General features: G+C 37.2%; 25 protein-coding genes and 2 other annotated features. Of the genes, 18 read left to right on the forward strand and 7 right to left on the reverse strand.

Annotated features, from left to right (window positions below; translation table 11 throughout):
* The first annotated feature begins 155 nt into the window (after positions 1-155).
* The 3 genes from MKX96_RS01800 (at position 156) to MKX96_RS01810 (ending at position 3,515) form a co-directional block, all read left to right on the forward strand.
* Complete coding sequence (locus tag MKX96_RS01800) at positions 156-1,595, forward strand: hypothetical protein (RefSeq protein ID WP_340881533.1); 1,440 nt, start codon at positions 156-158, stop codon at positions 1,593-1,595.
* Positions 1,596-1,721: 126 nt separating this feature from the next.
* Positions 1,722-2,627: a DMT family transporter gene (locus MKX96_RS01805; protein ID WP_340881535.1), complete on the forward strand. Its 906-nt coding sequence runs from the start codon at positions 1,722-1,724 to the stop codon at positions 2,625-2,627.
* 6 nt (positions 2,628-2,633) lie between these two features.
* Positions 2,634-3,515: a DMT family transporter gene (locus tag MKX96_RS01810; RefSeq protein WP_340881537.1), complete on the forward strand. Its 882-nt coding sequence runs from the start codon at positions 2,634-2,636 to the stop codon at positions 3,513-3,515.
* Between the two features lie 69 nt (positions 3,516-3,584).
* On the opposite strand, the gene MKX96_RS01815 is transcribed toward MKX96_RS01810, so the two are convergent.
* Positions 3,585-5,201, reverse strand: a complete 1,617-nt coding sequence (locus MKX96_RS01815; RefSeq protein WP_340881541.1) for an MFS transporter — start codon at positions 5,199-5,201, stop codon at positions 3,585-3,587.
* A gap of 147 nt (positions 5,202-5,348) precedes the next feature.
* Between MKX96_RS01815 and MKX96_RS01820 the strand changes: the two genes are divergently transcribed.
* The 4 genes from MKX96_RS01820 (at position 5,349) to MKX96_RS01835 (ending at position 7,390) form a co-directional block, all read left to right on the forward strand.
* Complete coding sequence (locus MKX96_RS01820; RefSeq protein ID WP_340881543.1) at positions 5,349-5,870, forward strand: tubby C-terminal domain-like protein; 522 nt, start codon at positions 5,349-5,351, stop codon at positions 5,868-5,870.
* 137 nt (positions 5,871-6,007) lie between these two features.
* Positions 6,008-6,451: a MarR family winged helix-turn-helix transcriptional regulator gene (locus tag MKX96_RS01825; RefSeq protein WP_340881545.1), complete on the forward strand. Its 444-nt coding sequence runs from the start codon at positions 6,008-6,010 to the stop codon at positions 6,449-6,451.
* A 5-nt stretch (positions 6,452-6,456) separates the two neighbouring features.
* Positions 6,457-6,933, forward strand: a complete 477-nt coding sequence (locus MKX96_RS01830; RefSeq protein ID WP_340881547.1) for a glutathione peroxidase — start codon at positions 6,457-6,459, stop codon at positions 6,931-6,933.
* A gap of 97 nt (positions 6,934-7,030) precedes the next feature.
* Positions 7,031-7,390: a hypothetical protein gene (locus MKX96_RS01835; protein WP_340881549.1), complete on the forward strand. Its 360-nt coding sequence runs from the start codon at positions 7,031-7,033 to the stop codon at positions 7,388-7,390.
* A 47-nt stretch (positions 7,391-7,437) separates the two neighbouring features.
* Here the strand turns inward: MKX96_RS01835 and MKX96_RS01840 are convergent, their stop codons facing one another.
* Complete coding sequence (locus tag MKX96_RS01840) at positions 7,438-7,836, reverse strand: VOC family protein (protein ID WP_298474101.1); 399 nt, start codon at positions 7,834-7,836, stop codon at positions 7,438-7,440.
* Positions 7,837-8,080: 244 nt separating this feature from the next.
* Here MKX96_RS01840 and MKX96_RS01845 point away from each other — a divergent pair, with 244 nt between their 5' ends.
* On the forward strand, positions 8,081-9,478 hold the full coding sequence (locus MKX96_RS01845; protein ID WP_340885828.1) for an MATE family efflux transporter: 1,398 nt from the start codon (positions 8,081-8,083) through the stop codon (positions 9,476-9,478).
* Positions 9,479-9,547: 69 nt separating this feature from the next.
* On the opposite strand, the gene MKX96_RS01850 is transcribed toward MKX96_RS01845, so the two are convergent.
* From MKX96_RS01850 to MKX96_RS01865, 4 genes are all read right to left on the reverse strand, one after another.
* Complete coding sequence (locus MKX96_RS01850; RefSeq protein ID WP_340881552.1) at positions 9,548-10,726, reverse strand: aminotransferase class I/II-fold pyridoxal phosphate-dependent enzyme; 1,179 nt, start codon at positions 10,724-10,726, stop codon at positions 9,548-9,550.
* A 202-nt stretch (positions 10,727-10,928) separates the two neighbouring features.
* Positions 10,929-11,636: an ABC transporter ATP-binding protein gene (locus MKX96_RS01855; RefSeq protein WP_340881553.1), complete on the reverse strand. Its 708-nt coding sequence runs from the start codon at positions 11,634-11,636 to the stop codon at positions 10,929-10,931.
* A gap of 4 nt (positions 11,637-11,640) precedes the next feature.
* Positions 11,641-12,711 (reverse strand): ABC transporter permease, encoded by a 1,071-nt coding sequence (locus MKX96_RS01860; protein WP_340881555.1) that lies wholly within the window; start codon positions 12,709-12,711, stop codon positions 11,641-11,643.
* A gap of 24 nt (positions 12,712-12,735) precedes the next feature.
* The gene (locus MKX96_RS01865; RefSeq protein WP_340881556.1) at positions 12,736-14,034 is read right to left on the reverse strand and encodes a globin-coupled sensor protein; all 1,299 of its coding nucleotides are present in this window, start codon (positions 14,032-14,034) and stop codon (positions 12,736-12,738) included.
* A 320-nt stretch (positions 14,035-14,354) separates the two neighbouring features.
* Here MKX96_RS01865 and MKX96_RS01870 point away from each other — a divergent pair, with 320 nt between their 5' ends.
* The 8 genes from MKX96_RS01870 (at position 14,355) to MKX96_RS01905 (ending at position 23,863) form a co-directional block, all read left to right on the forward strand.
* A complete protein-coding gene (locus MKX96_RS01870) occupies positions 14,355-15,263 on the forward strand; it encodes a MerR family transcriptional regulator (RefSeq protein WP_340881558.1) in 909 nt (302 codons plus the stop codon).
* A gap of 291 nt (positions 15,264-15,554) precedes the next feature.
* On the forward strand, positions 15,555-16,334 hold the full coding sequence (locus tag MKX96_RS01875; protein ID WP_340881560.1) for an enoyl-ACP reductase FabI: 780 nt from the start codon (positions 15,555-15,557) through the stop codon (positions 16,332-16,334).
* A 312-nt stretch (positions 16,335-16,646) separates the two neighbouring features.
* Positions 16,647-18,680, forward strand: coding sequence for a catalase (locus MKX96_RS01880; RefSeq protein WP_445678172.1), 2,034 nt, complete (start codon positions 16,647-16,649; stop codon positions 18,678-18,680).
* A gap of 153 nt (positions 18,681-18,833) precedes the next feature.
* Positions 18,834-20,174 carry an FAD-dependent oxidoreductase gene (locus MKX96_RS01885; protein ID WP_340881562.1) on the forward strand — a complete coding sequence of 447 codons (1,341 nt, stop codon included), beginning with the start codon at positions 18,834-18,836 and terminating at the stop codon, positions 20,172-20,174.
* 21 nt (positions 20,175-20,195) lie between these two features.
* A complete protein-coding gene (locus MKX96_RS01890) occupies positions 20,196-20,741 on the forward strand; it encodes a GNAT family N-acetyltransferase (protein ID WP_340881564.1) in 546 nt (181 codons plus the stop codon).
* Between the two features lie 61 nt (positions 20,742-20,802).
* Positions 20,803-21,025: a binding site (T-box leader), on the forward strand.
* A 37-nt stretch (positions 21,026-21,062) separates the two neighbouring features.
* Positions 21,063-21,282 (forward strand) — a binding site (T-box leader).
* Between the two features lie 51 nt (positions 21,283-21,333).
* On the forward strand, positions 21,334-22,521 hold the full coding sequence (gene thrS / locus MKX96_RS01895) for a threonine--tRNA ligase (protein WP_340881565.1): 1,188 nt from the start codon (positions 21,334-21,336) through the stop codon (positions 22,519-22,521).
* 260 nt (positions 22,522-22,781) lie between these two features.
* Positions 22,782-22,979 (forward strand): hypothetical protein, encoded by a 198-nt coding sequence (locus MKX96_RS01900; protein ID WP_340881567.1) that lies wholly within the window; start codon positions 22,782-22,784, stop codon positions 22,977-22,979.
* A 134-nt stretch (positions 22,980-23,113) separates the two neighbouring features.
* Positions 23,114-23,863 carry a GNAT family N-acetyltransferase gene (locus MKX96_RS01905; protein ID WP_340881569.1) on the forward strand — a complete coding sequence of 250 codons (750 nt, stop codon included), beginning with the start codon at positions 23,114-23,116 and terminating at the stop codon, positions 23,861-23,863.
* Positions 23,864-23,885: 22 nt separating this feature from the next.
* Here MKX96_RS01905 and MKX96_RS01910 read toward each other — a convergent pair whose 3' ends face one another.
* Positions 23,886-24,734 (reverse strand): DegV family protein, encoded by an 849-nt coding sequence (locus MKX96_RS01910; RefSeq protein ID WP_340881570.1) that lies wholly within the window; start codon positions 24,732-24,734, stop codon positions 23,886-23,888.
* A gap of 144 nt (positions 24,735-24,878) precedes the next feature.
* Here MKX96_RS01910 and MKX96_RS01915 point away from each other — a divergent pair, with 144 nt between their 5' ends.
* Together MKX96_RS01915 and MKX96_RS01920 are read left to right on the forward strand one after the other, a co-directional pair.
* Positions 24,879-25,679, forward strand: coding sequence for a nucleotidyltransferase domain-containing protein (locus MKX96_RS01915; protein ID WP_340881572.1), 801 nt, complete (start codon positions 24,879-24,881; stop codon positions 25,677-25,679).
* 3 nt (positions 25,680-25,682) lie between these two features.
* Positions 25,683-26,189 (forward strand): GNAT family N-acetyltransferase, encoded by a 507-nt coding sequence (locus tag MKX96_RS01920; protein ID WP_340881574.1) that lies wholly within the window; start codon positions 25,683-25,685, stop codon positions 26,187-26,189.
* Positions 26,190-26,194 lie beyond the last annotated feature (5 nt).

Raw genomic sequence — 26,194 nt, forward strand, 5'->3', positions numbered from 1 at the left:
ACCGTAACAACAATAACAACAATAACAACAACGATAATAACAATAACCTGTAATTTATAGGTTAAAAAGCAACTTTACCTTTTTAGGTAAAGTTGCTTTTTGTTTGAAAAAACGAAAAGGTGGTATCTAAAGGTTAAGAAATGGGGGAATGGACTGTGACAAGCAAGTTAGAAGAGTTAGATGTAGAAAAAGCATACGTAACTTTTATGTTCCCATTCGCCTTTTATGAGAAACAGAGACATAAAATGATGGAAACACTAGAAAGGCATCATTTTAAATTTTTTAAACTAAAGAACAATACACTTCAAGCTGGTTATTATGGAAAAGGAGTAAGGGTTAGACATGAACAACTAAGTCAATTTTTTTTACCATATATAGAAGATAAACTATTCCCCCAAACTACAAAAAATAGGGGGTTTTTAAGATACTCAAAAGAAATAAATGAAGAATTCACATGGGAATTTAAAGAACAAAAAAGTACCTTTGTTATTAATAGTGTAGACATTACGCTATGTCCTTTTGGTATCGGATTAATAACAATCCGAACGTTAAAGGAAGGGCATGAAAATTTATCAGAGTTCTTGCAATTTGTTTCTCACTTTAGAGTATTAGAACCTAAACTGGAGGAAGAGCAAGGAGTCATTATATATAATGATTCCTACACCTTTGAAACAACCAACCAATTAGTATTGGATCATTTATGTCCTTCAGTTAAGCCGTTTATTATAAGAAATGAACATTTAGAGGGGTACTATGGTAGTCTTCCTTTTTTTGAGGATGCCAGAATGCTTTCTTCCATTTTTCTCGTAGTAAAGGATGATCAAGAAATCTTAGAGGAGCACTTGTATCGGGTTGCACAGGTTGATGGTAAAATCGATGGATATCCATATATATCTAGTACAAACCCGAACTACATTGAGCAGTTTGTTGAAAAACGGGTACATAATCGATGGGCTCCATTTACATATACTATTATCTCTGAGAACGTTCAGGCAACTGTTACTAAAATAGATGAGCAAGCTTCCCCAAATAGCATCTCTGACTTTATGGGAACGATGTATTATAATTTATTGTTACATTACTACTATAAGATAATGCTATTAAAACTATCCTTTGAGCATAGTGAGGTAAGCTGGTCCAAGGATAAGGAGTATGTGAGAGAGCTTATGGAGCTTATTTCTAAATTTTATTCAAGATACTACTTTGGTCAGGTTTCTCCTAGGCAAGAGGGGAAGGAGCTTACCCATTTACTTCGAGAAGCATTTAATCTAAACCACCTCTTTATTGAAGTTAAAAAGACATTAGATGATTTGTATCGTGCACAAGATAACCAAACGAGTAACCGTCATAATATGCTATTGTTCATGCTGACAGTATATACGACTATTTCCGGTATTTATGGCATGAACTTAGTCATAGAGGATTGGAAGGGCTTTGCTGACTGGTCGAAAGTCCCTGGATACTCATTCTTTGAATGGATTTCCCTAATTACTGCGCTAAGTGGTATTGGCTTGTCTTTAGCACTACTGATTAGTACAGGAGGTAAGGGATTAGCAAACAGATATAGAAAATGGAAAAGAGAGCGTACAGATTAATCCCCTAGTAGGGGATTTTTTTGTATAAGAAGATATTTTATATTGTCTACTTTATGTTGATAAAGTGCTAGATTATAGGATAATAATAGTTACAAGAAAAAGAAAAAGAAAAAATGGGGTAACGTTGTGAATTCTGAAAAAACTTCTAAATCAATTGTATTACCGTTAATAGTTTCTATTGTAGCGATTTCATTTGCAGCAATTTTTGTGAAATGGTCCAGTGCACCAGCAACTATCTTAAGTATGTATCGAATGATCCTAGCTAGCTTATTGCTTTTGCCGGTTGTCTGGATAAAAAGAAACGAATTTAAAAGGATTTCAAAAAGAGAATGGTACCTTTTGTTCTTCTCGGGAATGTTCTTAGCTTTGCATTTTGCTCTCTGGTTTGGCTCTTTGAAGCTAACTACTGTAGCAAGCTCAACCATAATACTAGCGCTCCAGCCGATCATTGCTTTAATCGGCGGAATGATTTTATTTAAAGAAAGAACTACTGCCAGTGCTTTGCTTACTATGGGTATTGCAGTTGTAGGTGCTGTTATGGTGGGATGGGGAGATTTTGGGCTTAGTAAAAGTGCCATATTAGGAGATATTCTTTCATTTTTAAGTGTTATTGCAGTGGTGGGTTATTTACTAATTGGTCAAAGTGCTGTAAAGAAAGTATCTCATTGGATTTATAGTTTCTGTGTATTTGGTTTTGCTGCAGTCGCTTTAATTCTTTATAATGTTGTCACTTCGGTTCAGTTGACAGGCTATGATGCCAAGGAATGGGGGATTTTTGTTTTATTGGCTGTCGTTCCTACCATTTCACATCTCATAAATAACTGGCTTCTTAATTACGTAAATGCTACGACCATTTCTATGAGTATTCTTGGAGAGCCTGTTGGAGCAACCATTTTAGCTGTTATTATTCTAGGTGAACGTATAGTTGCTTGGCAAATTATTGGTGGTCTTATAGTTTTAATCGGCGTTTTCTTTTTCCTTATGCAACAAATCAGTGGATATAAGAAAATAAGCAAAACAAAGGTAGGGTGAGTTTAGATGAATAGAGCGGCAATGCTAAAAATGACATTGTCCATGGCCATTTTTGGATCAATTGGTTTTTTTACAGGAAAAACTGGTATTCCTGCTATAGAGTTAGTGTTTGTTCGCTGTATTTTTGCCACCCTTTTCCTTGGTGCATTATGGTTGATTACTGGTCAACATAAGACAGAAACGTGGAAAAAAAGAGAACTGCTTCAAACTCTTCTATGCGGTGTATTCTTAGTTCTAAATTGGGTATTCCTTTTCAAGGCTTTTGAAGTCACATCGATTACGATTGCGATTACTATATATAATTTGGCGCCGATCATTGTATTGTTACTTGGAACCTTATTTTTGAAGGAGAGGATGACATGGACATCACTTGTTGCGATACTTGTATGCTTTCTTGGAAGTGTTCTGATTGTAGGTATTAATACCACTCAATCCCTATCAGCGTTTCTGGGCTCTGGCTTTTTATGGGCACTTTTAGCTGCATTTTGCTATGCGATGACTATGCTTCTTGGAAAAGGTGTTAACCAGTTAAGTGCCTATGCAATGACCTTTGTCCAAACCACAATTGGAATTGTAATACTACTTCCGTTTCTTCAACTTAATGTATTTCAAGGATTAACTATAGAAAACTGGCTATACATAATTGGTACGGGCTTAATACATACAGGATTTGTCTATTATTTATTTTTTGATAGTCTTAGAAAGTTAACTGCTGTGGTGATTTCCGCATTAGTATTTGTTGACCCAGTCGTCGCTATATTACTAGATACATTGATATTAGATTTCCGTCCAACACCTATGCAAGTTTTAGGGATTTTAATGGTTTTTGGAGGAATTATTTATACACTTATTAAATCTAATAAGAGAGAGCCAGTTGAATCGCTGTAGATGAATATTGTTAGACCAAAAAAGGTAAAAGGTATTACTGATATGCTTAGTCAGTAATACCTTTATGATTTACCTTTCTAGACTTCGCTTACGAATGGGCGACAGAACGAGGGTTGTAAGGATAATTAGAGTTGCTATTACAACAGCAGAATAGAAGAGCCCTCCGTAGCCATTTTGTGCAGCTATTGTAGTTACTTGGTCGATACTTTTTAATACAGTCTGAAGTAATGTTGGATCTTGTATTTGGTCTAATAATCGTGACATAGTTTCCTGGGAAATAATTTCCCCAGAGGAGGACACCTGTTGGGAAAGGTTTTGAAACTCCTGGAGGCCTGCCTCACTGATGTTTGCTTCCTCGATGTTTTGCTGTAATATTTTTGGGAAATCATTTTGGAAAATGGTTGGCATTTCGTTAAATCCTCTAGTAATAAATCCGGCATAAATAGTTGGAGCAATGGTCATACCGATTTGTCTACTTAAAGAGAGAGTTGCTAATGCAGTGCCCTTGTCGGCGTTTAGTTTTTCGGTTGCTAATATATTTAAAGGCGCCCCAAGAATTATACCCATTCCGAATCCAGCTACTGAAGAAGCGAGAATGAAATGCCATTTAGCTTCAATCCAAGTAGGAAACAATAGAAAACCAATGGCAGACACAATACCAGATAGAAGTACGGCTAAAATTGGTCCTTTTTTATCAACTAACACACCACCCATCGCAGCTCCTAACCCAGCTGCTAATGCAAGAGGTGTCATCCAATACCCAGCGTTTTCTTGGGCTATCCCAAGCACTTGCTCAGAAAAGGCAGGGATAAAAATCATACCTGCTAATAGAGCTCCTGAAAACATACCGATTAACAAGGTTAATAAGTATGACGATTTGGATAGCAAACGAAATGGAAGGATGGGATCACCACCACGTTTTTCTAAACGACTTTCATGGAATAATAATAGGAGTAAAAGAACAATCCCTGCTAAAATATATCCATATACCTCAAACTCCAGCAGGCTCGTAAAGAAGTTAACTCCTTCAATATTAGTCAACCCATACATAATTCCTAGAATAGACAAGGAAAGTAAAACAATTCCTAGTAAATCCAGTTTTCCAACTGCTGCATCCTTTGTTTCTTCTAACTTTAAAAAACCAAGTATAACAAGAGCGATTGCAATAGGTATATTAATGAGAAATAAGAAATGCCAACTTCCTGTAAGGTCTAACAACACACTACCAAGGTTGGGTCCTAATACTGCTGCAATACCATTCATCCCCCCCAGCATACCTAAAGCCTTACCTTGTTTTTCTACCGGCAGAGTGCTTAAAATATGAGAGCTTCCGATGATGAATATACCACCTCCACCTAAAGCTTGGATGAAACGGGCGATTAAATAAAAAGTGAAGTTAGGACTTAAGGCAACTAGCAAGGAACCAATTCCAAAAATGGCAATCTCCACAATGAAAAGACGCTTGCGACCATAACGATCAGAGAGCTTTCCTACTATTGGTACGCTGATTGCAAGACCGAGAGTGTAGAGTGTTATTCCCCACGCCCCCCAGTTCGCATTAACCTCAAAAGAACTATTGATGGTTGTAAGAGCAGCACTGATAATCCCGTTATCAAGAGCAGCCATAAAAACACCAATAGAAAATAATACTATTGCCCATGTTTGAGAAGTGTTTTTTTCTGCCATACCATGACCCCCACTCTTCCTAAAAGATGTCTAAATTTGTTTATACAATATTTTACATTAGCGTTTTGTTTTTGGATAGCCTAAATAATATAGATATAGGTCCAAAAATGCTATTATTATAGCAACTGTTTAAAGGAGAAAATAAAAATGCCAACATATCACTATACGCAACCATTAGAGATAGAAATAACCCCTAAAACCACTGTATATAACGAAGAGGGAAAGGGAATTTGTACATTTCAAAGGTATTACTCTAATCGTTTGAAGCGATTCCTAGATAGAGCCATGGAATACCGTTACTTCCTTCGTTACGATATATATGACTTAAATGATCAAATTATTTTTACATGTAAAAAGGTTTCAAAGAAGGGTAGAGTATATTTTCAAGCCTTTGATTATGAAACAAAGGAACATTACACAATAACCTATGATAAATGGAAGGAACTAGTGGCTGATTTATTAATTCTTGGTAAGGATTTCAATATAGTAATTGAAAAGGAACTAGAAGAATGGACTAGCTATGTTTGTGAAGGAAAAGAAGTTGCTAGGTGGAAAGCTAAGGTAGAAGATGAGTTCGTAATAGAGCTAGAAATTTATGAAGACTCTCCAATACAAAATCCTGCTTTCTTTATCGCTATAAGCCAATGCGCGTTGTATATAGGAAGTTAATAAAGGTAAGGCTCACGGTTGCTTTTGACAGCTGTGAAGCCTTTTTTCTTCGAAGTCAGATTCTTTTACTTTTTTGAAAAGGTACGATATGATTTAAATACATCGTGTGCGATGTATTTATGTGAGGAGAGTAAGAAATGAGTAACAAGAAACCCTCTAAATTAGAGCAGCAGCTATGCTTCGAGGTATATAAGGCTTCCAGTAACTTTGCTAAGCAATATGCTAAAACCTTGGAGCCATTTCAATTAACGTTTCCTCAATATTTAGTATTGTTGGCATTATGGGAAGAGGATCATTTGCTGACGAGGGATATTGGAAAGCGTTTGGATCTAGGAATCGGTACGTTAAACCCTATTATTAACCGAATGATTGAGCGGGGCTGGCTTGAAAAGAAACAATCTAACGAGGATAAACGAGCCTATATTATATCTCTAACTGAGAAGGCTAAAAAAGCAGAAGATGAAATTGAACAATCCATTATAAAAAAAATTACAAGCTGTAACTTCCTAGACATGAATGCAAGTACACTCATGTCCCAATTAAAAGAACTAAATGCTTTTTTATCGAAAATGGAGGAATGATGAAAATGAGTATTTATGACATTAAGGTACAAAAATCGGACGGAACAGAATATGACTTAAGTGAATACAGAGGAAAGCCGATGCTTATCGTTAACACGGCAACTAAGTGTGGACTAAGTAATCAGTTTGATAGTCTAGAAATCCTTTATAAAAAATACAAGGATGAAGGTTTAGTAGTACTAGGCTTCCCTTCCAACCAGTTTTTCCAAGAGCCTGGAAATGGAGCGGAAGCAGAACAGGCTTGTCGTATGAGCTACGGAGTGACCTTTCCCATGCATGAAATGGTAAAACTAAATGGCAGTGAGGCACATCCGTTATTTAAATACTTGACGACGCATACCAAAGGATTGCTTTCAAGTAAGATTAAATGGAACTTCACAAAATTTTTAATCGACAAAGAGGGAAATATAGTTAAAAGATACGCACCAACTGACAATCCTAATGATTTTGAAGAAGACATAAAAAATATAATAAATGAATAAAGTAAAGGACCTGGATCGCCAAAGATCTAGGTCCTTTATGTTTAAGTTTTAGGAAAAAAAGGAATAAAGAGAAAAAGAGACGAAATGGGGAAATAGCATGGAGAGACTAACTGTAAAAGAACAAACACTACTTGCCTATTACGTGTGCAATTTTCTGGAAAAGGGATCAGAAGGTAGCTTATCAAAAGCTTTGAAGGAAGGGTTAGGTGACCGACTCTCTACCATTCAGGAGGAACTTACAAAAAAAGGTCTGTTGAATAAAGAGGATAAAATGATAACAAATGAAGGAATTTTATACATGGATAACACTTTACACATCCAATCATATGCAACAGAAGGAAATAAACTAGCATACGTCAAAGATAGCTTACAAATAAATGAAATCGAGCTTTCGGAGCCCGCGTTAAAGCATTACATTCATCAAAATATTGGAATTGAACAACCATCTATTCATTAACCATAAAATACGTCTGACTCTTTAGAGTCAGACGTATTTTATGTCCACTATTGTCCAAAATGCTCAATATTACTTGCACTTAAATTATTCCCATCAGGATCTTTAAAACCAAAACCTCCTAGACCCTCCTCATTTACATTCAGTGGCCCAACCTCAACTTTATTTTTCTTCAACCATTGATAAAAATCTTTTAACAAAGGCGTATAAAAGTCGATGATACTATGGATCACACTAGAGTGAGTGTTAGTAAAAAATAAAGGTCGAACTTCTTTTGTTTCTACTAAAAAAATAGTAGGAACTCCTTTCGTATGAAAGGAAAGCATGGCAGTCTTGTCTCCTTTAGATTCAACATGAACCCCGAGAACAGTCATATAAAAATCCATGGAGCTCTCTAAATTACTGACGGGTATTTCTACAGTGGCGATACGAGAGATAAAGTGAGACATCTGCGTTAGACCTCCTATAAAGAATATACGTACTAATATATTCTATTTTTACCCTTATTTTCCCTCTATAAATCTAATAAATTTTAGCATAATTTAAATAAAATATAATAAAAATGTAATAGTAAACTGGCACTTTTAACTTGAAGCTTAATTTTAAATTAAATGAAAAGTATAAAATATTATTAGTAGATTGAAGGATTCTATGGTAAGATTTTTCCTGTGAAAAAATGAAAGTAAAGAAGGAATAAACTTGGCAATTAGACAAAAGAAGGATTTAGGAGAAAAGCTAAGCTTATTTCATTTAACTTGGCCAATCTTTTTAGAAGTATTTTTGTTTATGTTAATGGGAATAGCAGATACTTTTATGTTAAGTGCAGTATCTGATAATGCTGTTTCAGGAGTTGGGGCAGCCAACCAATATATCCATATTGCGATATTAATCTTAGAGGTAGTTGGTAACGGTGCAGCTATCGTAGTTTCACAATATTTAGGTTCTAGAAGATATATAGAGGCCTCTAAAATTTCCGGTCTTGCCGTAACTTTAAATCTTGGGGTAGGAATTATTCTTAGTATCGGGTTTGTCATATTTTCTAAAAGTATTATGGCTGGTATGAATTTAGAGGGAGAGGTCCTTGAGTTTGCCAATCAATATTTGATGATTGTTGGCGGTGGTATTTTTCTTCAAGCATTGATTAATGCTTTGGCTGCCATTATTCGTGTACATGGTTATACAAAGCAAACAATGTTTGTTTCGTTAGGGATGAATATAATTCATGTCGTGGGTAACTACGCACTAATTTTCGGTAAATTTGGCTTTCCTGAGCTAGGCGTACAAGGTGCTGCCATATCATCTGTAGTGAGTCGATTTATAGCGCTTGTTGTGTTCTTTTGGCTTCTATATCAAGTAATGGAGTACCGTGTGCAAGTAAGTTACTATTTCACCATCTCTAAAGAGTATGTGGGAAAAATACTTAAAATAGGTTTGCCTTCAGCTTTTGAACAAATTTTATATCAGGGCTGTCAAATCGTATTTTTATATTATGCGACTTATTTAGGAGCAGAAGCATTGGCCGCTAGGCAGTATGCTGTCAATATATCGATGTTTACGTATTTGTTTGCAGTCGCAATAGGTATGGGAACTGCAATAATTGTCGGGAGGTTTGTAGGGGCCAATGAAAAAGAGGAGGCCTATAAATCTGTTTGGTATAGTGTAAAAAGAGCATTTGTATTTACATTAGCAATGGTTGCTGTTGTAATCACGTTCCGCCACCCTTTGATGAGTTTATTCACAGATAACGAGGAAATTATTAAAATTGGAGCTTCTGTACTTGTCTTAAGTATCATACTTGAGACTGGTCGTACGTTGAATATAGTAATTATCAATTCGTTGCGTGCAGCAGGGGATGCTACCTTCCCAGTAATAATGGGTGCCTTGTCTATGGTGATGATGAGTGTGCCGTTAGGATATTTATTTGTTTTTGTACTTGATATGGGACTACCAGGAATTTGGTTAGCTATAGCTGCAGATGAGTGGCTACGTGGTATTATCATGTTCTTTAGATGGAAAAGTAGGAAATGGGAAAAGTATGCGCTTGTTCATGAAAAAGAAGAGAACTCTGATTTAGACAGTCAGACAGTCTAATGTTTAGCTGTCAGATCAAAAACCATCGACAGCTAAATGTCGATGGTTTTTCTGTTACTTAGAAGATAATTATAGAACTAACGAATTAATTTTTAGCTTCTTTAATTGTTCAATCGCTTTTTTTAGTATTTCTACATTTTGTACCAATGCAATTCGTACATAGCCAGCTCCTGCTGAACCAAAGACAGTACCTGGGACCATCACTACACCAGTTTGATCGATTGCCTCGAAGACAAATTCCTTATCAGAAATTTCATAAGGATACTTAGCCCAAACAAACATGCCGCCATTAGAGGGTGCCACATTCCATCCAAGGTCTCTTAATCCATCCATGACTACTCGGTGTCTTTCAGAGAAGGTTTTGCGTAGTGATTCCGTAATTTCCTCAGCGTAGTTAAGAGCAACAATACCTGCCTCTTGTATTGGACCGTAAATGCCAAAGTCTAAATTAGATTTTAATTGTTTCATAATACCGATCATTTCTGAATTTCCAGCGATATAAGCTATCCGGGTTCCCGCCAAACTAAAGCTCTTAGATAAGGAGTTAATCTCCATTCCTACTTCAAGAGCACCAGGCGTGGAAAGAAAGCTACACGGAGAGTCTCCAGTAAAGTAAAATTCAGAGTATGCTGCATCGTGTAGAATAATGACATTATATGTATTAGCAAAAGCAACTACCTGTTGGAAAAACTCCTCGCTTGGCATGGCAGGTACCGGGTTTCCAGGTAAATTTAATATCATTAGCTTAGCTTTTTGAGCTATTTCTGTTGGGATCGCACCTAAATCAGGTAAGTAGTCATTCTCTTCTAGAAGATCCATATAGTAAGGTTCTGCTCCTGCTAATTTTATACCGGCATCATACGCAACATATCCAGGGTTGGTCGTTAGAATAATATCCCCCTCATCACAAAAGGCTAGAGGTAAATGGACTAGTCCCTCTTGAGAGCCCATCGTTTGGACAATTTCAGTCTCAGGATTTAATGGGACATGATAACATCGTTTATAGTAATTAGCCACTGCCTCATAAAAACGTTTCGTTCCACTTAATGTATATCCGTAAGAGTCTGCTGAAAAGCTCAAATCAGATAGTACTTTTCTAGCCGCCTCACTTGGCGGGATGTCGGGACTTCCTAGGCTAAGGTCATATAGCTCGAATCCGGATTCTTTTTTTCTGGCTGCTGCTGCTTTTAAGTCACCAAATATTGCTGGCTCAAATAAGGACATTCTAGTAGAAGGTTGAATGATCAATGAAAGCACTCCCTTGCAAACAATTAATAAATTTTATGTATCATCATAACACAAATTATATTAATATTGAGAAAAATATAAGATATTGTTATGTAGTGGGGAGTAAAAGTCATAAATAGAGCTTTATTTAATCATCAAATGTTTTTACGTAGAACTTTTTATAAAAAAAGAAGGCTGTTGCCAGCCCCCCTAAAAGTAGTATTTAGTGAGATAGTGGATCAGTTTGCTCCACTTCCTTTTTGCTTTTTTCTTCTAATATTCCATCCGTCATGACATACACTTTATCGCAGTATTCAATTAAACGAGTATCATGAGTTACCACAATCGTAGTAGTTTCATTATTTTCTGTTTCTTTCTTCAATAGCTTCATCACTTCGTATGCACGATCAGAGTCTAAAGAAGCGGTTGGTTCATCAGCTAACAGGATAGAAGGCTTACTATATAATGCCTTGGCAATTGCGACACGCTGTCTTTCACCACCTGATAAATCAGAAGGATACTTTTTACGCAACTCAGTAATACCTAGGTTTTCGTACAACGTTTCGAGCTCTTCTTTTGTCATATTGTCTTTTTTTACATTATCGAGTAATTTCATCTGTTTATCTACTGTTAGAAAAGGTACCAAGTTGGAGGCCTGCAATATAAAGCCTATTTCCTTAAGTCGAATTTTAGACCGTTTTTTTTCATTTAGATTGGTGAGATTTTGATTGTTTACAATAATCTCTCCGCTAGAAGGGGATTGCAGCCCTCCGGCAATGGTCAGAAAAGTACTCTTTCCTGAACCTGAAGGGCCGATCACTGCAATAAGTTCCCCTTTATCGGCTACAAAATCAGTTTCCTCTAAAGCATCAACCTGTTTATGGCCAGAGCCAAATGTTTTTTTTACCTTATCTAATTTTAAAATCGCCATTTACTTATCCTCCAATCGCCTTTAACGGGTCTATTTTCACAATGGTAAATACAGAGAAAACTGCTCCTAGAATAGCAACAACCACTAATACAGCCCCATAAATTAACATAGTCGTTAAATCAAAGGCTACAGGAACTGCACTTGGTAAAAATTTTCCGGTTAAAATGGTTAATCCGAATCCGACAACAACCCCTATGAAGGCAAGCAGGAAGGTTTGGACGATTACTGAAACAGAAAGATAACCGTTAGAAATTCCTTGTGCCTTCATGACACCAAACATACTAATCTTTTGAACGGTTAGAACATATAAGAAAATCGCAACGATGACAGAAGAGATTCCAAATAGAAAGTAAATCATAAAGTTTAAGGTAAGTGATTGCTCAGTATATCCAGGAAGGCTCTCAATAAAGTTTTCGATTTCTGTAATTTGAAGCTCATCATTGCTAGTGTTTATAGCATCTAGACTGTCATCCGAAACAACAATACCATTTATTTGATCCTCATTTGCTTCAGCTGCTTCACCGAACTTTATTTTATGGAAGGTTGCTAGTTCCCCATAGAGCACGGGTGCACCGTTAAACCGTGAGCTTTCTGTAAAGCCGACGATTGTTAATGTTTCATCAGTAGATGAAAGTTCTAGTTCATCTCCGATTTTAAAACCCTCTTCTTTTAAATTATCACTTGCTACTACTTCATTTTCGTCGGAGAATTCTTCACCCTCACTGACTTTTGGCATCAAAAATTCTTCTTTGTCTATGCCAAATATAGACACATTCTGCTTAGAATCCCCGTTTGTCGCAATGGCACTTATTTGTCCAAGTATTGCCTTATCCTGTGCATCGATGTTATCTAATTCTTCGGTGCTAATAAATGATTGCGGTAGACTTTTATCCGATTCCTCGGCAAGAACAATAGCAGTTGCATTCCACTTATCTACTGCTTCGCGATTTAGGTTTGCTAAACCGGTAGCGAGCCCGGAAAGGAAAAATACAAGGTATGCCACTAACATTAAGACTCCTATGATTAGAAAAAAGCGTAACTTATTTTTTTTGATTTCATTCCATGCTAAAAACATTCCATTCACTTCCTATCTCTTTTATTAAAGCTGTACTGCTGTTTGATAAAGGCTATCGGCTGTTACAGCAACTGTTTTAGTATCATTTGAAATATCTCTAATTACCTCTACAAGGTTTGACACTTGAAACTCTACTTGGTTTATATAGTCGGTGTTTTCATCTATTGAAAAAAGGATTTTATTGAATTTCCGATTAGTATCCTGGGAGCTTTCTAATCCTAGCTCAACACTCTTTTCCATATTTGCAATAGTGTTAACGGCTTTGTTTGTAAGCTTGGTAGAGGTTTGTACCAAGTATGTAATTTCTTCTACAGAGCGTTTAGACTGCTCCGCTAGTTTTCTTACTTCCTGTGCCACCACTGCAAAGCCTTTTCCATGCTCACCCGCTCGAGCTGCTTCTATAGATGCGTTTAATGCCAGTAAATTGGTTTGTTCCGCTATTTGCTTTACTAGCCCAACGATGTGAAAAATTTCTTCGGAAGAATGTTTTAAATCAACAATAATTTTTGCCATTTCTCCTGTATTACCAGTGACAAGCTCCATTTGTCTTTGCAGAAGTTCTATTAATTTGTTACCGTCGTTAGCTTCTGTTTGTATTTGTTTAACGCTGTCCATATTAGCCTGAACACTTTCGCGTATCCTAGCAGTATTCAATTCAACCTGTTCCATGGAGGTCGTCGTCTCATCAGTTAAGCCTGCCAAGTCCTCACTTATGGATGAAATTTTACTTTTTAGCTCTGTTTTAACAGTATCGTATTGCTGTTGGCGAAGTTTCACGTTTTCTTTTTCGTATTCTTCAAGCACAAGCTGCATTTCTAAATTGATAAGCTTAGATATAGTAAGAGAGATCTTTTCTTTTTGGGCGTGATCCCTTATTTCCTTGTTAACTAACGAAATGATAATTGACTGTATTTGATGGAAGGTCCCCATATACCACTTGGGCTCTAATCCAATCCGAAAGTGCATTTGGGCTAGTCTTCGTTTTCTCTCAATAGTAGTTTCCGTGAACTCACCACTGAACATCTCAATAATATAACTGCCGACTGTTTTCTTTAGACGCTCGATTTGAGTTCTTTCTTCAATAATTGCTCGTAAGGAGGGAACAGAAAGGACTTGCTCATAAAAAACAGAGACAATATCGTCTATACCCTTTTCCACATAGGGCTGAAACGTATGTATCATTCTTATATCGTCCTTGCCTAGACCAATTAACTTCATTTGCTTCTTTAATTCTGGATAAAGCTCCAACTGTATAACTGGTTCTTTTACAGTTGTATTTAATTCCGTTTCTTTAAACCATTTTTTCGCAAAAGGTATTACCAATCTAATCTCTCCTTATTGAATAAACTTGATGAATAGGTGCAAATGGATTTTCTTATACTCTTATTATTAACAGGATGTATGACGTTTGTCAAATGTTTGTATAATATTATTTATCATAAGTTATACAATTTCATTTGGAATGTATTATGCAAATATACTCTAAGAATCGCTCAGTTTAGAGATATTAGGATGAAGATTTAAAGCTAGAATTTTCTTTTTGGTAGAACTACTGTATAATGTTGAGGGAATGATGTTATACTATAGATTAATTAACAAAAGCAACAACAGCTTTTACATAGAGGCTGAAAGGATGAATATAGATGATGCAAGCTCGCCCAAATAGTAATTATAATATTCAACAGGTGTCTAATGTAACAGGTTTGTCAAAGCAAGTTATTCGAAAATGGGAAGAGCGTTATGACCTGATACAACCTGAACGTTTAGATAACGGCTATCGAGTTTATAGTGAAGAGGATATAAAGAAGCTTTTAAAAGTAAAGGTTCTATCTGAGAAGGGATACTCTCTAAAACAAGCAGTTGCTCAGGTCTTGGAGGAAAAACAATTAGATCATGCCCAAGTGGAGCTACCTATTGAAAATGAATCCTCTTTTCCGGAGTTTAATGATTTTGTTTTTAAGTTGTTGGAGCATGGAACAGATTGCGATGAAATAGAGTTAACGTATACTTTGCAGCAAGCCTACTTTCACTACGGCTTAGAGAATTTTTTAGATAAGGTCGTATTACCCTTTTTACTCGAGGTGGGAAACCGATGGGAAAAGGAAGAATGGGATGAGTATCAGGAGGCTGTTTCTAGTATGATTGTCCGTGATTTCCTAGTGCAAATTCGTCGTAATTTTCATTATAGGGATGATGCGCCGCTGGTGATAGGATGCTGTCTTCCTCATGAAACCCATGAAATACCTGTTCACATTTTATTATTACAATTTATGATGAAGGGATGGAAATCCTTTTTAATAGGGGCTTCTCCTGCACCGGGAGCAATAGAATCAATGGTAGAAAAACTTAAACCACAAAAGGTTCTATTGTCTGCCTCGACAAGCATACCTTTTGAACGCAATCCTAAATTGCTAGCTGGGTTGGACCAGTTTGCTGAAAATCATAAAGAAACTAAATTTTATATAGGTGGAGCAGGGGCTATGCAATACTTTGCCTGCAAGAATTTAAAAAATATAATTTTAGCTAATACGCTAGAAGAAGTCATAAGTTAAAAAAGCTACTTGCTTCCTCATTGGGGAAAGCAAGTAGCTTTTATGTTGCTTATCGCTCAACCGAAGGAAAGAGTCCCCGAGAGCTGAATTCAATTCTACTTGATTATTAAAAAGGCATATTATGCTCATTTAAGTGTTCGTATTTTTTCATAAAAAAGAAATTATGAAGTTAATTCAAATAATAATAAACTACTGAATGAAAAAAGAAAATTGCATAGTACAAGAGAAGATTCATGTGGTATGATAAAATTAGTAACAGGTACTAATAACAGGTTAAAACGGGAGGTTCTTATGAAGGACTTAATACAACTAAAAGATAAAAATGTAGTAGTAATGGGCGTGGCTAATGAGCGAAGCTTGGCATGGGGAGTAGCTAAAACCTTATTTGATGTTGGAGCAAATGTTATTTTTACTTACCGAAAAGAACGCTCTCTAGGGAAAATCCAAAAATTATTAGGAGATAATAATTTAGAGGCTAAGTTAGTAGTAGAATGTGATGTTAATAGCGATGAGAGCATTAAAGAAGCCTTCGAGAAGATCGGTAAGGAAGTAGGAGTGATCCACGGGGTCGTTCACTCAGTGGCATTTGCTCATGCGGAAGATTTAAAAGATGATTTCATTAAAACTTCGAGAGAGGGTTATGCGTTTGCTCAGGATACTAGCGCGTACTCTTTAATTGCTGCAGCAAGAGAAGCAGCTCCTTTTATGACAGAGGGTGGAGCTATTGTCACCATGTCCTATCTTGGAGCAGAGCGCGTTTTAGAAGGATATAATGTTATGGGCATTGCTAAAGCATCCTTAGAAGCATCTGTAAAATATTTGGCAGTAGATTTGGGCAAGCAAAACGTTCGTGTCAACGCGATATCTGCTGGAGCCGTTCGAACTTTAGCGGCTAAGGGTATCTCTTCTTTTAACACGATTTTGCATAAAATAGAAGAAACTGCTCCTCTTAAACGAAATGTTACTCAACAAGAAGTTGGAGAAATGACGGTTGCACTTCTTGGTAACTTATCACGAGGTGTCACTGGAGAAATAGTGTACGTAGATGGTGGATACAATATAATGGGTTAAATACAAGCAATGGTTGATATTCTCAGCTTTAGCTTCAGAGTGTAAGCGATATACCTCGAGAGATATATATAATCTCTTGAGGTATTTTTTTAGTTAGTAAATGAGATAAATTTATTCATGTTTTCAAATTCTATCTTTCCCACGTAGAAATGAAATCAATCATACTTCCCTCATTCATATATTAATAGAAACTATGCGCTTTAAAGCTCTAAACTAGTTACTAATTTAGAAAGATTATAATAAAGAAGTTTTTTTACTAAAATTATGGGTAATTATCCTATAGAAGCAATTTATATTAGAGGAGGACTTCGATTGGATAATAAAGTAAATGAAAACAGTAAAAATGAACAATTAGAACAATTTCGAGCAGTAGATAAAGACAAAGCTATGACAACTAATCATGGGTTAAAAGTTTCTGAGGATGAATTTTCTTTAAAGGCTGGAGATCGTGGTCCAACACTTATGGAGGATTTTCATTTTAGAGAAAAAATGACGCATTTTGATCATGAGCGAATTCCAGAGCGAATTGTTCACGCTAGAGGTTACGGAGCACATGGAGTATTTGAAGTGTACGAATCCATGAAGCCTTATACAAAAGCGAAGTTCTTACAAACACCTGGTTCTAAGACCCCTGTCTTTGTAAGGTTTTCGACAGTTGCTGGTTCCCGCGGGTCAGGTGAGCTAGCGCGTGATGCTCGAGGTTTCTCGACTAAATTCTATACAGAAGAAGGAAACTACGATTTAGTGGCTAACAATATTCCTGTCTTTTTCATTCAAGATGCTATTAAGTTTCCAGATTTAGTCCATGCTATGAAGCCAGAGCCTCATAACGAAATGCCTCAAGCAGCTACGGCACATGATACATTTTGGGATTTTATAGCGAACAACCAGGAATCGGCACATATGATTATGTGGGCAATGTCAGATCGAGCAATTCCTAGAAGCTATCGCATGATGGAAGGCTTTGGTGTTCATACTTTCCGATTTGTCAATGAAGAAGGAAAGGCTCACTTTGTTAAATTCCATTGGAAGCCATTGCTTGGAACTCACTCGGTTGTGTGGGATGAAGCACAAAAGATTAATGGTAAGGATCCCGACTTCCACCGCCGTGATTTATATGAAGCAATTGAAAAGGGAGACTATCCAGAATACGAGTTTGGCGTGCAAATTATTTCAGAAGAAGATGAGTTCTCTTTTGACTTTGATATATTAGACCCTACTAAAATTTGGCCGGAGGAAGAGGTGCCGGTTAAACGTATAGGAAAAATGACATTAAACCGAAACGTTGATAATGTATTCGCGGAGACAGAACAGGTAGCATTCCATCCAGGTAATGTCGTTCCTGGTATTGACTTTACCAACGATCCTCTTTTACAAGGAAGATTGTTCTCTTATACGGATACACAGTTAATAAGACTTGGTGGTCCTAATTTCCACGAACTTCCGATCAATCGTCCGGTTTGCCCTTTCCATAATAACCAGCGAGATGGATATGGAAGACAAACGATTAACGTTGGACAAGTTAGCTATCACAAAAATTCACTTGCTAACAACACGCCTGCGCCAGTGAGCGAAGCAGAGGGCGGATATGCTCACTATCAAGAAAAAATAGATGCTCGTAAGGTAAGAGCACGTAGCGAAAGCTTTAAGGATCATTTTACTCAAGCTACAATGTTCTGGAATAGTATGAGTAAGCCAGAGAAGGAACACATAATTGAAGCATTTAGCTTTGAGCTTGGTAAATGTGTAGAGAAGTCGGTACGTACTCAAGCATTAGAAATGATTGCAAACATAGATTTAGAAATGGCGAGCAAAGTTGCAGAGAATTTAGGAATGGTTATTCAAGGAACTGCTGAGAATAAAGTAACCAAATCTTCACCAGCCTTAAGTCAGCTAAATACAGTAATGAAGCCTGATACTAGAAAAATAGCAATTCTCGTAGGAGATGGCTTTGATGAAGAGTTATTGAGCTTTATGGAGGCTTTAAAAGCAAAAGGAACTCTTCCTATGGTCGTGAGTGATCATCATGGAAGTGTAACTGGAGCAAATGGTGCAAGTTTACCAGTAGATCACACCTTCTTAACAGCAGATTCCGTTTTATTTGACGCAGTCTATGTGGCAAGTAATGATGGAACAACACCTGCATTTAAGAAAAATGCCATGTTATTTGTCCAAGAAGCATTTACACATTATAAGCCTATTGGATCTACCTTTAGTGGTGACGAGCTTCTAGAAGAAATGGGACTTGTAGGTCAAGTTGGTGTGTTAGCAAATGATAAAGTACACTTTGTAGATGAGTTCATCAATGCAGTGGCGGCGCATCGCTTTTGGGATCGTGCGGTTTAATCAAATTACAGTTAAAGAGGTATGTCCTTTAAGACAGGGCATACCTCTTTTGATTGAGATTAACTTAAGGAAATTAAGGGCATTATTAACTTATAGAAGGAACATTATCATCTAAACGAGAAGTAATAAAAAGAGAGATGAGGAGGAGAATGTATGCATTATGTCATTATAGGCGGAGATGCAGCTGGTATGAGTGCTGCAATGGAGATTTTTCGCAACGATTCTACAGCTCAAATTACGACTTTAGAAAAAGGAAATATTTACTCATACGGACAATGTGGCCTACCATATGTAGTTGGAAAAAAGATATTTTCTACGACAGATGTAATTGCAAGAAGTGTAGAGATGTTTCGAACGAAATACAAGATTGATGCAAAAATAGGACATGAAGTAACTGAAGTAAACCATCTGAACAAAACAGTTGCAGGGAATGTATTAGTAACTGGAGAAAGATTTGAGGTTAAGTATGACCGATTGTTGGTAGCAACAGGTGCTAGCTCCGTTGTACCTGACTGGGAGGGTACACAACTAGATGGGATACATACGTTTAAAACCATTCCACAAACCGAGGCATTGATAGCGGATTTAGAGGCTGTAAATCACGTTACGATTATCGGTGGAGGATATATTGGTTTAGAAATGGCAGAAAACATAAGAGAAATTGGTAAAGAGGTCCGAGTAATTCAACGTGGAGATCGACTAATGCCAATTCTTGATCCAGAGATGTCAGACATATTACTACAAAAGGCAAAGGAAAAACATGTGGAGGTCAAACTAAATGAGGAGGTTAAATCCTTTACGGGGAAGACACGAGTCCAAGCGGTTGTAACTGACAAAGGGACATACTCAACAGACTTAGTGTTAATAGCTATTGGCATAAAACCTGCAACTAATTTCCTTAAGGAGACAGGAATAGAGACTCTAGCGAATGGAGCCATAATCGTAAATGAATATTTGGAAACAAGTATTCCAGATATTTATGCGGCAGGAGATTGCTCCACTCATTTTAATCGTTTGAAACAAAAAAACGATTATGTCCCGCTAGGTACTACTGCCAATAAACAAGGTAGACTTGCAGGATTCAATATGATTGGAGAAGAAATACCATTTAAAGGTATTGTCGGTACCTCTATTATGAAATTCTTTGAATTGTCTATTGGTAGAACCGGACTGTCAGAGGAGGAAGTAAAGGAACTAGACATTCCTTTCGACACAAGTACGATTGAGGCCAGTGATATTGCAGGTTATTATCCTGGTAAAGAGTTAATGCAGATAAAACTCCTTTATCGTAAAGAGGATCAATTGCTTCTAGGTGGTCAGATTGTTGGTGGGCAAGGAGTAGACAAGCGCACCGATGTATTAGCAACTGCCCTTTACCACAGCATGAAGCTCCCCGATTTATTAGACCTGGACCTATCGTACGCTCCACCATTTAACGGTGTATGGGATCCTTTGCAGCAGCTTGCTAAAAGAAACTTCGATAAGAATAAATAAAGAAAAGTGGGAAATTGAGAGATGGAAATAGAGACAAAGGAATTTAAGGTTAGAGATATCTCGTATAAAATCAGATCGGCTAGTCAGCTCGATGCAAAACAGCTGTCCGAGGTCAGGGTTCAAATCGACGGGGAGACGGAGAATCTAGATAGAGAACAAGGGGAAGCATTCATTGATGTCACAGGCTTTGAGAAGCTAATTGAGGATGACACCCTTTCCGTGAACAATCTCTTTTTAGTCGCAGAGATTGAGGGGAGGATTGTTGGCTTTTCTAGATGTGTAGGGAACGGCTTAACGCGGTTTGCGCATAAAGTAGAATTTGGTGTGTGTGTCTTAAAAGAATATTGGGAGCTGAGTATCGGTACCAACTTCTTGAAGGAGTCGATCGCTTGGGCTGATGCCAATAGTATCAAAAAAATCTCATTAAATGTATTACATACAAACGAAAAAGCGATTTCCTTATATAAAAAGTATGGTTTCGAGGTAGAGGGTATATTAAAAAACGATAAAATTTTAAGGGATGGGAAATACTATCACACGGTTGTGATGGGACGTTCTTTCATTTAAAATAAAATTTAGTTGACTATTCTAAACTTATTGAATATACTATTGAAAATTAATTTATGTTATTTAGGCAAAGAAAAGGACATGAGTCATTTCAATAAATTTCTTATTAGAGAGCAGGGTCATTGGCTGAAAGCCCTGTAAGAAAAACGAATGATTTACCGCCTTGGAGCTATTATGGGGAACAACTAGTATCCATAATCGGGAAACCGTTATCTTTTTAGAGAGCCGTATTTTTTATTCGACGGCAAAATTAGGGTGGAACCACGACCACGCTCGTCCCTTTACCGGGACGGGTGTGTTTTTTTGTATATACAATTTTATATTTAAGCTATGAAAAGGACATGAATTATTCAACAATTTCTAATTAGAGAGCAGGGTCATTGGCTGAAAGCCCTGTTAGAAAGGCGAATAGTTTACCACCTTGGAGCTATTATGGGGAACAACTAGTATCCATAATCGGAAAACCGTTATATTTTATGAGAGCCGTATTTTTTAATGTCGGCAAAATTAGGGTGGAACCACGACCACACTCGTCCCTTTACCGGGATGGGTGTGGTCTTTTTATATTTAACCAAAACTAGGAGGAATTATAATGTCAGTAAAAGCCGAGGAAAGATTAAGTCATCAAAAATTAGGTCAGCAATTAGAATTATTTATGTCCATGGAGGAAGCTCCCGGTATGCCATTTTATCTACCAAAAGGAATGGTCTTACGAAATGAACTAGAAAATTTATGGAGAGAGAAGCATCAGAGAGCGGGCTACCAGGAGATAAAGACTCCTATCATGATGAAGCAGGAGCTTTGGGAGAAGTCGGGACACTGGGATCATTACCATGAAAATATGTATTTTGCCGATGTGGATGAACAAAAGTATGCGATAAAGCCAATGAACTGTCCAGGAGCAGTTTTAATCTTTAATAGTAAAAGAAGAGGTTACCGAGAACTTCCAATACGGTATGCAGAGCTCGGATTAGTACACCGTCATGAGCTTTCGGGATCTTTGAATGGTCTATTACGTGTTAGAGCATTTACTCAAGACGATGCCCATCTGTTTGTTCTAGAGGAGCAAATTGAAGGTGAGCTTGCGAAGGTGTTAGATCTAGTGGATGAATTCTACCGTGAATTTGGATTTAGCTATAAGGTGGAGCTATCAACTCGTCCAGAGGATTTTATGGGTTCTGTGGAAGCATGGGACCAAGCAGAAGAAGCACTAGAATCGGTATTGAAGAGTAAACAGGTTGAATATCAAGTAAACGAGGGAGATGGAGCTTTTTACGGTCCTAAAATTGACTTCCATATACTCGATTCACTTGGACGTAGCTGGCAGTGTGGAACAGTTCAGCTTGATTTTCAAATGCCGGAAAAATTTAATTGTCAGTACGTCGATGAAAACAACCAACTTCGTCGTCCTATCATGATTCATCGAGCGATCTATGGCTCCATTGAACGATTTATCGCGATTCTATTAGAACACTTTCAAGGTAATTTTCCACTTTGGCTAGCCCCAGTTCAAGTGAAGGTATTGCCTATCGCAGATGCTCATCTAGCTTATGCGGAAGAAGTAAAGTCGCAGCTAGAACAAGAAGGCTACCGGGTAGAAGTAGATGAACGCGTAGAAAAGATTGGATTGAAGATACGAGAGGCAGCCATGCAAAAGCATCCGTATATGCTGATCATCGGTGACCAGGAAATGGAGAATCAAGTTGTTTCCGTTAGGAAGCATCGAGTAGGAAGCCTTGGTGACATGGGGATAGAAACATTTATTGGACAACATCTGTGAGAGTAAAGGTGTTGTGGTAAGTGGATTGGATGACGGATTGTCGTAAATTATCAGGTGATTGTCGTACAGTATCCAGGCATTGTAGTAATCGGAGGCTGGATTGTCGTAAATCAGGTCAAAGGGATAGAGCAGGCGAGAGATTGTAGTAAATTATCAGGTGAATGTCGTAAAGTATCCAGGCATTGTAGTAATCGGTGGGTGGATTGTCGTAAATCAGGTCAAAGGGATAGAGCAGGCGAGAGATTGTAGTAAATTATCAGGTGAATGTCGTAAAGTATCCAGGCATTGTAGTAATCGGAGGGTGGATTGTCGTAAATCAGGTCAAAGGGATAGGGCAGGCGAGAGATTGTAGTAAATTATCAGGTGAATGTCGTAAAGTATCCGGTCATTGTAGTAATCCGAGGCTGGATTGTCGTAAATCAGGTCAAAGGGATAGGGCAGGCGAGAGATTGTCGTAAATTATCCGGTGATTGTCGTAAACGAAGAGTTAATTGTCGTAAAATAGTCCGGCGGCGCTATAGGTCTTTTCAGAACAACAAAAAAGGATTTTATGGCCATCATCTCGAATAAACTCTCGATAGGGAGTGTCGTCATGGCTAAATGGATTATATTGTTTGCTGGAGTAGTTATATTAGGGATTAATGCTTATGGTGTTTATGATATGTACCAGCCGAAAGTTGGCCCTATTGGAAATGGAGAAATATCATCACATGTTTGGATAAGCATCTTTATTAGTTTCTTGTCAGGGATAATTTTCATTGCTCAATTCTTTGTATTATTTGCCTATGATCAACGCAATAAAAGGTTTCCTAGAATGGAAACGACACGGTTTATACTGCGCCAAATAGAACTAAGCGATGCAAAAGAGGTTTTCCATTATTTCTCTCAGGATGAGGTTATGAAATACTATGATCTGGATGTCTTAAATGATGTTAGCGAAGCAAGAAGGATAATAAAGAACTGGCAGAAAAAATATCATAAAAATGAGGGCTTGCGTTGGGGGATAGCTACTAAGGAGAACAATAAGATTATAGGGAGCTGTGGCTACCATAATTGGGAAAAGGAACACTATAAGGCTGAAATCGGGTTTGAGCTCACACCAGAATTTTGGAGAAGGGGAGTAATGACAGAGATTTTGCAGCCTATACTTACCTATGGCTTTGAAAATATGGAGCTTAACAGAATTGAAGCACTCTATGATCCGGAAAATAGTGCATCGAAAAGAACTTTGGAGAAGGCAGGATTTATATATGAGGGAACATTAAGAAAATCGGCATTTGAAAAAGGGCGGTTTTGCGATGCTGCTATTTGTTCCTTATTAAAAGAGGAGTTTGCTAAATAGCAAACCCCCTCGATTGAATCTATTAATATCTGACCCAGCTAAGTCCTGTTGTACCTTCTCCCGCATGCACTCCTACACAAGCGCTTAGTGGGATAACGATTACCTTTAGCTTAGGGAATTCTTGTAAGATTTCTTCTCTCCAGGTTTTAGCATCCTTAACATTGTTGCAGTTGATTACGGCAACTTCTGGAACTTCAGCTATTTTCATGTCTTTTCGAAGTAGCTCCATTACATAATTTTTAGCTCTTTTATCTGCACGGACTTTTTCTTTCATAACCACTTTTCCTTCATCAAAGGAAATGACTACTTTTATATTTAAGAGATTACTAAGAAAAGCTTTCGTGCCGGACACACGACCGCTTTTATGAAGCTGAGTCAAGCTAGAAGGAATAAAGGATAACTCGGAGTTATTTGTCATATTTTCAATATGGGCTACAACTTCTTCTACATCATGTCCTTCTTCTACCATGCTTTTTCCAACCTCTAGCATTTTGACCATCGGATAAGAACCTATTTTAGAATCAATCGAATACACTTTAAAGTTGGCTAGTTCAGAAGCAGTTTGTGAGCTGTTATAAGTTCCTGATAGCTCACTAGACGTATGAACTGCTACTGCACAGTCATATCCCTGTGCTTTTAAATCTTCATATAGTTGCACCATCTCGCCAATTGGGGGCTGAGAGGTTTTAGGATGGACTTTTGCGGTTCTTAATTTGTCATAGAATTCATCATGTGTCATATCAATTGTTTCCTTGAAGGCACCTTCTTCAAAAACAATATTTAGCGGTAAGACATGTATATTATGTTTTTCAATAAATGATTGTTCCAATAAAGCAGCAGTGTCAGTAATCCAAGCAACATTTTTATTCACAGTATGATAATCTCCTAAAAAAAATTATTTGTTAGCGCTAATGTACCTTAGACTAGTTTTTAGTAATAGTGTTACTTGTCATGTTTTGTCGAAATTTCGGAACCTGGGACATATTTTGAACATATTTAGAAGGGGAGAAGAACTTTGGGTTATTTAATATCTCAGTCTGCGCATAACTTACTGCAATTATATTTACCGCAATTAAACACAAATCTACCTAAGACTTTAATAGAAGGAGTTTATCTGTATGGCTCCATTGCTTTAGGAGCTTTTGATGAGAAGAAGAGTGATATTGACTTTATTGTTTTATTAAAAAGAGAGATGAATGAGAAAGAAATAGAAATAATAAAGGACATTCATTTTCAATTGTCTAAAGAAGAATTAGGTTCTCGGATGGATGGTATGTATATTCAAACAAAGGACCTTGGTAAAACCAATAATCTTCTTCAGCCGTATCCATATTGTTCAGAAGGTTTAGTTGAGGTAGGTCATTGGGACATTAATCATGTAACTTGGTGGGTGTTAAAGGAGCATGGAATTGTATTGCAGGGGACAGCCATTCAGGAGCTAAATATCCCTACTGAATGGGAAGACGTCTTGGAAACGTTAAAATACAATATAAATCATTATTGGTATGAGAAAGCAAAAGAAATACCAGATTCAGTGCCTGATGAAGTGGTGGAGGCTGTTACAGCTACTATTTGCAGAATTCTTTATTCACTCGAATATGAGCAGATTATTTCAAAAAAAGAAGCACTGGGAAAAGGATTAAGTATGCTGCCAAATGTTTGGCATCCCTTACTAAAAGAAGGAATGAGAATTCGCTCTTTAGAGCAGTCTGCGTCGTTATTTGAAACAGAAAAATCACGTGCAGAGGCTTGTAGAGATTTAATATTGTACGCACATGAAATTTGTAATGCACGCTATTTTTCTCAGGAGGCATAGAACATGGAAATTAGAAGGTTAACATCTGATGATGCCAGGGCTTATTGGGAGCTTAGGCTTGAGGCACTGCAAAATAGTCCCGAAGCATTCGGAACTAGCTATGAAGAGGCTATTCAAAGAGAAAACCCCATTAAGAGAGTAAGAGCTAATTTCAAGGTAGACGGAAATTATACCTTTGGGGCATATGAAGGAACAAGATTAATAGGTATGGTCACCCTCTTACAAGAAAGTACTTTAAAAATGAAGCATAGAGCAAATATTTTTGCGATGTATGTTAGCCCGCTAGGAAGAAGAAAAGGAATAGGGAGATCTTTGATGGAGCAGGCCATTAAACAAGCAAGAGAAACTTATGAGATAGAAAAGATTAATCTAACAGTTGTTGCCGACAATAAGTCTGCCAAAAATTTATATCTTCAGTTAGGTTTTAAAGTATTTGGAATAGAAGAAATGGCTTTAAAAGTTGAAGATGTTTACTACGAGGAACATCACATGACACTTATCCTAAAATAAAGGAG

The sequence above is a fragment of the Psychrobacillus sp. FSL W7-1493 genome (assembly GCF_038004905.1).
Lineage (GTDB): Bacteria > Bacillota > Bacilli > Bacillales_A > Planococcaceae > Psychrobacillus.